This window comes from Actinomadura sp. CNU-125 (genome assembly GCF_001942465.1).
Taxonomy (GTDB): Bacteria; Actinomycetota; Actinomycetes; order Streptosporangiales; family Streptosporangiaceae; genus Spirillospora.
The window spans coordinates 1-8,622 of sequence record NZ_MKJY01000228.1 but is presented as its reverse complement, the minus strand read 5'-3'; the positions used below and the strand labels follow the sequence as shown (position 1 = coordinate 8,622).

General features: G+C 75.1%; 5 protein-coding genes and 4 pseudogenes. 2 read left to right on the top strand and 7 right to left on the bottom strand.

What is annotated here, in order from left to right:
- Positions 1-285 (bottom strand): annotated as a pseudogene (locus BJF79_RS67270) (hypothetical protein); the annotation flags it as partial.
- 298 nt (positions 286-583) lie between these two features.
- Positions 584-1,609, bottom strand: a pseudogene (locus tag BJF79_RS67265) (FAD-dependent monooxygenase); the annotation flags it as partial.
- A 164-nt stretch (positions 1,610-1,773) separates the two neighbouring features.
- On the opposite strand from BJF79_RS67265, the gene BJF79_RS25370 reads away from it, so the two are divergent.
- A complete protein-coding gene (locus BJF79_RS25370) occupies positions 1,774-2,964 on the top strand; it encodes a cytochrome P450 (protein WP_075901057.1) in 1,191 nt (396 codons plus the stop codon).
- On the opposite strand, the gene BJF79_RS61555 is transcribed toward BJF79_RS25370, so the two are convergent.
- The 3 genes and pseudogenes from BJF79_RS61555 to BJF79_RS67260 all read right to left on the bottom strand — a co-directional run.
- A complete protein-coding gene (locus BJF79_RS61555) occupies positions 2,954-3,667 on the bottom strand; it encodes an N-acyl homoserine lactonase family protein (protein WP_083733866.1) in 714 nt (237 codons plus the stop codon). The genes BJF79_RS25370 and BJF79_RS61555 overlap by 11 nt on opposite strands.
- Positions 3,664-4,695, bottom strand: a complete 1,032-nt coding sequence (locus tag BJF79_RS61550; protein ID WP_262402559.1) for a hypothetical protein — start codon at positions 4,693-4,695, stop codon at positions 3,664-3,666. The genes BJF79_RS61555 and BJF79_RS61550 overlap by 4 nt, the downstream gene beginning before the upstream one ends.
- A gap of 214 nt (positions 4,696-4,909) precedes the next feature.
- Positions 4,910-5,812 (bottom strand): annotated as a pseudogene (locus BJF79_RS67260) (polyketide synthase); the annotation flags it as partial.
- A 413-nt stretch (positions 5,813-6,225) separates the two neighbouring features.
- Here BJF79_RS67260 and BJF79_RS65790 point away from each other — a divergent pair.
- Positions 6,226-6,324: pseudogene (locus BJF79_RS65790) on the top strand (PadR family transcriptional regulator); the annotation flags it as partial.
- A gap of 241 nt (positions 6,325-6,565) precedes the next feature.
- Here BJF79_RS65790 and BJF79_RS55830 read toward each other — a convergent pair.
- Positions 6,566-7,162: an ABC transporter ATP-binding protein gene (locus BJF79_RS55830; protein ID WP_262402557.1), complete on the bottom strand. Its 597-nt coding sequence runs from the start codon at positions 7,160-7,162 to the stop codon at positions 6,566-6,568.
- A complete protein-coding gene (locus BJF79_RS61540) occupies positions 7,057-8,289 on the bottom strand; it encodes a hypothetical protein (RefSeq protein ID WP_262402556.1) in 1,233 nt (410 codons plus the stop codon). The genes BJF79_RS55830 and BJF79_RS61540 overlap by 106 nt, the downstream gene beginning before the upstream one ends.
- Positions 8,290-8,622 lie beyond the last annotated feature (333 nt).

The following is an 8,622-nucleotide window of genomic DNA, read 5'->3' as shown; positions in this document are numbered from 1 at the left end:
CGGCCCAACGGTGCGGCGAGGGCGTCGCGCAGGGCGCTTCGCCGGGTCGGCGGGCAGCGCGCGGGAGCGCCAGCCGACGAAGCCGTCCGGACGGACGAGCGCCGCGCCGTCCGGGGACGCGCCGAACGCGGCCGTCCAGCGGCCGTCCGGGTCCGGGAGGTGCGCGGCCGAGTCGGCGGGGCGGCCGGTGAACGCGAACGCGTCGATCGGGACGCCGAGGTCCGCGGCGGCCGCGGCGGACGCCGCCTGCCACGCGGCGGCCTCCGCCGGTCCGGTGAACAGCACGAAGCGCCGCCGCACCAGGTCGATCGTGGAGCGCCGCCCGCGTCCAGGTGCGGCGCCCGGGTGCCCGGACGGCCGCTCGGCGCCGGTTCCCAGACGGCCCGCGTCGGCGGCGGCGTCGTCCTCGGCGACGACCGCGGCGAGACCGGTAGCGCTGGCCGAGCACCACGACCGGGTCGGGCACGAGGTCCGGGTCGGGCGCGGCGCCCCCCGCGCCGGGCCGGTCCTTGGACCGCAGCACCGCCTGCCGCACCGTCGCCTCCGCCACCGGGCGGCGCTCGTCCTCGTAGGTGTCCAGGAGCGGCGCGGCGGCGCGGCCCTGCAGCACCGCCGCGAGCTTCCACGCGAGGTTGTGCGCGTCCTGGACGCCGGTGTTCGAGCCGAACGCGCCGGTCGGCGGCATGACGTGCGCGGAGTCCCCGGCGAGGAAGACGTTCCCGGCGCGGAACCGGTCCGCGACGCGTCCGGCGGACTCCCAGGGCAGCGCGGACCGGACGTCCACCTCCAGGTCCGGGACGCCCGCCGCGGCGCGCACCAGTTCGGCGCAGCGCTCGGGGGTGAACTCGGCCGTCTCCTCCGGGTCGCACATCACGTGCAGCATCCAGTGGTCGGCGTTGTTGACCGGCAGCAGCGCGCAGCGGACGCCCGCGCCCGCGATGTAGCACATGATGAAGCGGCGGTCGCCGAGGACGGCGGCCAGGTCGGCGCGGAACTCGATGTTGAGGAAGAAACCGAGCCGGCCCGGCCCGGACATGCCGATGCCCAGCCGCTCGCGCACCCGGCTCCCCGCGCCGTCCGCCGCGACGACGTACCGGGCGCGCAGCGTCCGGGCGGCGCCGCCGCCGACGGGACGCAGCGTCGCCGCGACCCCGTCGTCCAGCGGTTCGAGATCGGTGCACTCGGTCGTGTACCGCACGTCGGCGCCCAGCTCGCGGGCCCGGCCGAGGAGGATCGGCTCCAGCTCGTGCTGGTGGCACATGCACCACGACGTCGGGGCGAGCCCGTCGTAGGCCGCGGCGTCGAACTGGAAGTACGACCGGTCCAGCCCGCCGAGCGGGCGGCCGGCCAGCGTGTCCATCACGATGATGCCGTCGTTGCCCGCCAGCTCCCGGGCGGACTCGGTGCCGCGGACGCGGTCCTCCAGGCCGATGCCGCGCAGCAGTTCCATCGTCCGGGGGGTGAGGCCGCGCGCCCGCGGATGGGTCGCCCGGCCCTCGTGCCGCTCGACGACCACCGTCTCGATGCCGTGCCAGCCGAGGAACGCCGCCGCCGACAGTCCCACCGGCCCCGCGCCCACCACGAGCACCTGCGCTGTCTCCGGGAGCATGATCGTCCTTCCGTCGGGGATCCGCCGTCCAGCCGGATCCTTTCCGACGGCCTTCTAGGACCGCTCGACGCGCACTGGACCGGACCGGTCCAGCGACCGTCCAGGCCGCTGTGGCCGCCGCGGCGCAGAATGCCGACCACAGGTTCCGTGCGATGGAGGACGCCATGACCGCAGATCCGGCGGAGGAACTCGACTTCCCACCGGCGACGCCCACACCCCTCGCCCCCGCGCCGGTGTACGAACGGCTGCGCGGCTCCGCGCCCGTCGTGCGCGTCCGGCTGCCCAACGGCGACCGCGCCTGGCTGGTGACCCGGCACGACGACAACCGGCTGCTGTTCGCCGACCGGCGGCTGAGCCGGCGGGCCGCCGCGCTGCCGGGCGCCCCGCGGCTGCGCGCGGCGCCGCTGGAGACCAGGTCGATCACCACCCTGGACCCGCCGGAGCACACGCGGATCCGCAAGCTGGTGCAGGCCGAGTTCACCACGGGACGCGTCGAGCGGCTGCGGCCGCGGATCACCGAGGTGACCGACGAGCTGCTCGACCGGATGTCGGCGTCGGCGCGTCCCGCGGATCTGGTCGCCGGGCTGGCGCGCCCGCTCCCGATCGCGGTGATCAGCGAGTTCCTCGGCATCCCCGAACGGGACCGCACCCGCTTCCGGGAATGGACGGAGGGCTACCTCGGCAACGACCGGACCGGCATCGAGAACGCCGAGTCGCGGCTCAAGGGCTACTTCGCCGACCTCATCGACCGGCGCCGCCGCTCCCCCGGCGACGACATGTTCAGCGTGCTCGCCACGGCGCCGCCGGAGCAGCGGATCGACGACGAGGACCTCGTGGTGCTCGGCGTGACGCTGCTCGTCGCCGGGTTCGAGACGGTCGCCAACCAGATCGCGACCGCCACGGTCGTGCTGCTGCGCCGCCCGGCGGGGCTGCGGCCGCTCGCCGAACGTCCGGGGCTCGTCCCGTCCGCGGTGGAGGAGCTGCTGCGCTACACGCCGGTGTCGGTGAGCGGCGGCACGATCCGCGTCGCGGTCGACGAGGTGGACATCGGCGGGACCCGCATCCGGGCGGACGAGGGGGTGCTGCCGTCCATCGTGTCCGCCAACCGCGACGACGCGGTGTTCGCCGACCCGGACGAGCTGCGCCTCGACCGCGACCCGAACCCGCACATCGCGTTCGGGCACGGGGTGCACCGGTGCCTCGGCGCGCAGCTCGCCCGCGCGGAGCTGCAGGTCGCGTTCGGGCGGCTGTCGGCGCGCATGCCCGGGCTGCGGCTCGCGGTCCCCTTCACCGAACTCGACTGGAACAGGACGGGGATGATCAGGGGACCGCGGGCCGTGCCGGTCACATGGTGAAGGCCCGGGGGGCGACCGGGAGGTCCTTCCACTGGTCGGCGTCATGGCCGTGGACGACCACCGCGTTCTCCTCCCGGGCGATGCGGGCGAGCTTGCGCGACGATTCCCGCACCCGCGCCTCGTCCACGTCCAGGGGGTAGATCGGGCGCTCGTCGGCGGCCAGGTCGGCCGTCGTGGGCGCCGCGTCGATCGCGAGCAGGACCGGGCGGGCGCCGGGCGGGCGCAGCAGCACCGACTGGTGGCCGGGCACGTGCCCGCCCGACTCGATCAGCTCGATGCCCGGACGGAACTCGCGGTCGCCGTCGACGAGCACGAACCGTTCCTCCGGCAGGTCCCAGAGGGCGCGGAAACGTTCCAGCCTCGGCACGCTCCCGGACCGGGCGCACTCGTAGTGCTCCCGCTGCACCCAGAACCGGGCCCGGGGGAAGGCGTCCATGTTCCCGGCGTGGTCGGGGTCGAAGTGCGAGCAGATGACGTGGCGGATCCCGGCGGGGTCGACGCCGAGGACCGCCAGGCGGCTCGGGACGTCCTCGCCGGGGTCGAGCCGGACCGGTTCGTCCGGGTTCTGCTCGTGCGCCCCGGCCCGGGACCGGGCGTACCCGGTGTCGACCAGGACGTCGCCGTCCTCGTGGCGGATCAGGTAGGCGGCGACGGGCGCGCCGGTCGCCCGGACGGTCCCCGCCCACAGCAGGTACAGCTTCATGTCGTTCCTCTCTCGTGCGGATGGCCGGTGCGGGCGAACGCGTACGGCGCCAGCCCGCGCAGTGTCCGGTGCTCGCGGGAGTACGCCGCCTCCCACTTGACCTCGAATCCCTCCCGGAACAGCGCCGCGACCAGGGCGAGCAGGTCGCGGCCGGCGTCGGCGGCGACCGTGACGACCCGCGCCGGCGGCCCGTGCGCGCGCATCGCGTCCTCCACCCGCCGCGCGAACCGTCCGGACGGGCCGACGCGGACCAGGTGGCCGACGTCCTCGGGCGGCGCCGTGCGCGGACCGTCCGGGGTCAGCCAGCGCCCGGTGCCGGTGCCGTCCGCCGCCGACAGCAGCGGGACGCGCGGCGCCCGCTCCGGGTCGAGCCGCGGCAGCCCGACGAACCGTGCGGACGCGTCGTTGAGCGTCAGCGCCCCGGTCAGGCAGGCGGCGGCCGCCGCGCCCACGCCGTTCCCGGCGAGGAAGGCGGGGTTGAGGTCGAGCGCGTAGAGCGCCCGGCCCAGCGCGTACTCGACGCAGAACAGCGCGGCGCCGCGGACGCCGCCCGCGTCCTCGACGCGGTCGTCGTACAGGTCGAGGCAGTCCTCGACGACGCGGAACTCGGTGGTCGCCTCGTTCAGGTAGTCCAGGAACCCGCCGGGCGCCTCGGACACGCCGATCGGCGCGCCGGTCGGCCAGGCGTCGATCCCCGGGAGCACCAGCCCGTACCTGACCCGGGGATGCCCGCCGCCGGTCAGCGCGTCGAGCGTCGCGGGATCGCGGACGGCGGCGCGCATCGTCTCCAGCAGCCCGCCCAGGGAGTCCGCGGGCACCGCGAACCGGTGCGGCAGCGACGCCTTGATCTTGTTGCTGGTGTAGCAGAGCGCGGCGAGGTCGGCCTCGTCGCGGCGCGCCAGGTGCACGGCCTGCGCGCGGATGTTGCGGCGCAGACCGTCCCGGTCGGGCGCCGACAGGGTCCACACCCCCGGCGCTGCTGCGCCGCGGCGTCCCGCCGCGAGCGCGGGCTGCACCCTGCTGAGCACCAGGTGGGAGATGGTGCCGGTGCGGCCCGCGGTGCCCGCGCCGCCGATCGCCGCCGACGCCGCCGACGACCTTCCCGGTCTCGGCGAGCGGCAGCGGCTCGTCCAGCAGCCGCAACCCGTACCGCCGCGCGGTCAGCCGCGGGTCCGCCGGGCGGCCGTGCAGCGTCGGCGGAACGACCCGGTGGTGCAGGGCGAGCGCGGCCTTCATCAGGCCCGCGATGCCGGCCGCACCGGCGAGGTCGCCGATGTTGCCCTTGATCGACCCGACGGCGCACGGCCGCCCGCGCCGTCCCTCGTGCACCGCGGCCAGCGCGCGGGACTCCATCGCGTCGGTCTCGGGGACGCCGTTGGCGTGCGCCTCGACGAACGAGACGTCCACGGGCAGGACGCGGGAGCGTTCGTAGGCGGTGCGGATGGTCTCGGCCTGCCGCCGCCAGTCGGGCGCCGCGGACGGCCCCGCGCCGCCGTGGTGCCCGACCACGCTGCCGCGGATCGCGGCGTACACCCGCTGCCCGTCGGCCAGGGCGCGGTCGAGCCGCCGGAGCACGACCAGTCCCGCCCCCTCGCCCGGGGCGCGGCCGTCGGCGCGGAGGCTGAACGGCTTGCAGCGGCCGTCGGGGGCGATCGGGTCGGTGTCGGCGGCGCTCGCGGCGTCCGGGTCGTCGGCGCCCGCGAACACGTTCACGCCGGCGACCAGCGCGTAGTCGCACTCGCGCAAAGTCATCGCGTCGCAGGCCAGGTGCACGGCCACCAGCGCGGACGAGCCCGCGGTGTCGACCGACAGGCTCGGGCCCCGCAGGTCGAAATGGTGGGAGAGCCGGCCGGCCGCCGCGTGGTGGCCGCACCCGGCGCCCGTCCCGCCGACGTAAACGGCGGTCCGGCTGCCGGCGAGCGCGGTCGGGTCCACCCCGGCGTCCTCGATCGCGTGCCAGGCGCACTCCAGCAGCAGCCGGGGGCCGGGCTGCATTTCGGACGCCTCCCCCGGCCCGACGCCGAAGAGCGCGCCGTCGAAGCCGTCCGGGTCCTCGATGCGGCCGGGAGCGGCGGCCTCCCGCCGGCCCATCAGCAGTTCCCAGAGCTCGTCCTTGCCGGTGGCCCCGGGGAAGCGGCAGGCCATGCCGATCACCGCCACCGCGGTTCCCTCGATCACCAACGCACCTCCGCCCGGCCGACCGGCCGCGCCATCGGTTCATCCGACATATCGAATTCCTCCGCCGGGGCAACCTAATAGCAAAACCATAACTAACTGTCAAGGCACCATTAAAATTCCATCAACCCTTATGGTCGATCACCCTATGCGACATACCTAGCGTCTCGCTAGAGACGTTCCGGTGATTCTCGCGACACCTTTTAATTTCCCGCTCGAAGCCATACTTGGAACGCTTTAGGGGCCCCATCATGAGACGCTCGCAACGATTAAGTCGACGAGTCCGTTCCGGCTCGTGACACCATGACGCCGGCCTGGCCTAATGCAGCCAGAATCGGGGGGCGGGGAGGACATCAACGGGCCGCTTCATGTAGACTGTCGACATGAAGCCGGACGAGCTGCGCGGGCACCTCGACGCGCTGATCCTGGCGGTCGTCGAGAACGGACCGCTGCATGGTTATGCGATCATGGAAGCGCTTCAAGAGCACAGTGACGGCGCCATCGAAATCCCCACCGGGACGCTCTATCCCGCACTCGGCCCTCGAACGGATCGGTTATCTCCGCAGCAGCTGGAACGTGGCCTCCGGCCGTCGCAGGCGGAGCTATCAGCTGACCAACTCGGGGAGGAAAGCGCTCGCGGACGAGCGCAGCGCCTGGCAGACGTTCACCTCTGTCATCGGCGGCGTACTGGGGTCGTCCCCCGGTCGTTCCTGACGCTTTCCGTCACCCCACCGGCGCGCTCCGTTCCGTCGATTCCAGCGATTCCCGGTAAATGCCGGGTACGCCGTCCGGTTCCGCCGAAGCGCCCGACGGCACGACCCGTCCGTTCTCCAGCACGACGATCCGGTCGGACGGGTCGAGCCCCACCGGCCGGTGCGTCACCAGGAGCGTCGTCCGGTTCCGGGTGGCGGCGAGCACGTCCGTCATCAGCGCCTCCGCCATGTCGGGGTCGAGGCCCTCGGTGGGCTCGTCCAGCAGCAGCACCGGCGGGTCGGCGAGCAGCGCCCGGGCCAGCGACACCCGGCGGCGCTGGCCGCCCGACAGCCGCGCCCCGTCCTCGCCGACGACGGTGTCCAGCCCCGCGGGCAGCCCGTCGATCCAGTCGAGCAGCCCCGCCTCCCCGCACGCCGCACGCAGCTCCGCTTCGTCCGCGCCGGGTCGGGCCAGCGTCAGGTTGTCCCGCAGCGACGCGTGGAACAGGTGATCGTCCTGCGTCATCCCGGACACCGTCCGGCGCAGTTCGGCGTCGGTGAGGTCCCGCAGGTCCCGGTCCCCCACCACGACCCGTCCGGCCTCGGGATCCACGAAACGCAGCAGCACCGCCAGCAGGGTGCTCTTGCCCGCGCCGCTGGCGCCGACCAGCACCGTCCGCGCCCGGGCGGCAGCCGCAGCGAGATCCGCAGCACCGGCTCGGCCGCGCCCGGGTACCGCACGACCACGTCCTCGACACCGACCTCGACGGGCCCCGCCACGGAGCCGTCCGGGACGCGCGTCGCCGCGCCGCCCGTACCGCCGTCGAGCACCGCCAGCAGGCGCCGCGCCGCGTCGCCCAGCTCCACGAACCGCCGTGCCGCCGCCGCGAGCGGCAGCACCGGCTCGAACGCGGTCAGCGCCACCAGCGCGAGCACCGCGACGAGCACGCCCGTACGGCCCCCGCCCCGATCGCGACCGCGGTGACCGCGGCCGTCGTGACGCCCTGCACGAGCACGCCGACCGCCCCCGGCGGTGGCCGTCCGGACGTCGCCGCGCGCGGCAGCCGGGCCAGCCCCGCGCCCGTCCGCTCGGCCTCGGCGAGCATCCGCCCGGTGGCGCCGAAGACCGCGAGGTCGGCCGCCCCGTGCAGCAGGTCCACCTGCTGCTCGGCCAGCCGGACGCGAGCTCGCCCGCCCGCGCGCGGTGCGGTGCGCGGCCCGGGCCGCGAGGAACGGGACGACCGCCCCGCCCACGAGCAGGCCCGCCGCCATGACCAACCCCGCCACCGGCAGGAGCACCGCGGCCAGCGCGATCGCCGCCGCGGACGTGACCACGGCGACCAGCGCCGGGATCGCGCAGCGCACGATCAGGTCCTGGACGGCTTCGGCGTCGGAGGTGATCCGCGCCGCCGACACGCCCGACCGGGACGTCCCGCGCCCTCCCGGAAGCTGCGGGATCAGCGCGCGGAACAACCGGTGCCGCAACTCCGCGAGCGCGCGCAACGCGGCGTCGTGCGAGACGAGCCGCTCCAGGTAACGGAACACCCCGCGGGCCAGCGCGAAGGCGCGCACCGACACGATCGCCAGGCCGAGCGCCTCCAGCGGCGGCGCCTGCGCCGCGCGCGCGATGAGCCACGCGGCCGTCGCCATCAGGCCCAGCGCCGACAGCTCCGCGACGGTCCTGGCCGACGCCGCCAGCACGACCCGCGCCCCCACCGGCGCAGCGACCGCCCCCAACCGCAGGAGCGCACGCACGTCACCACGAACCCCCATCACACCCGCACCCCCGTCCCCCCGACCGCCGCACCGCTGCCCGAAGCCCCATGCCGCGGCGAAGATCCAAGGACCGGAGCGCCGCTACCCGCCGCTCCGGCAACGAACGCGCCATCGCCCGAAGCAACCCCGACCGACGCTCCGTCGACCAACGCTCCGTCGACCGGGGCGGCATTGGTCGGGGACCCGTTGACTCGCGTGCCGTTGACCGCCGTTCGGTTGACCGGGGCTGCTGTCGCTCGGGGCGCCGGTGGTTGGGGCGCCGTTGACCTGCGTGCCGTTGGGTGGGGTGGCGGTTGGCTGGGGGGTGTTGGG

What these genes read in the sequence shown, in the direction of transcription:
- BJF79_RS25370 (WP_075901057.1), top strand. Translation starts at nt 1,774, where the DNA reads ATGACCGCAGATCCGGCGGAGGAACTCGACTTCCCACCGGCGACGCCC.
- BJF79_RS61555 (WP_083733866.1), bottom strand. Translation starts at nt 3,667, where the DNA reads ATGAAGCTGTACCTGCTGTGGGCGGGGACCGTCCGGGCGACCGGCGCG.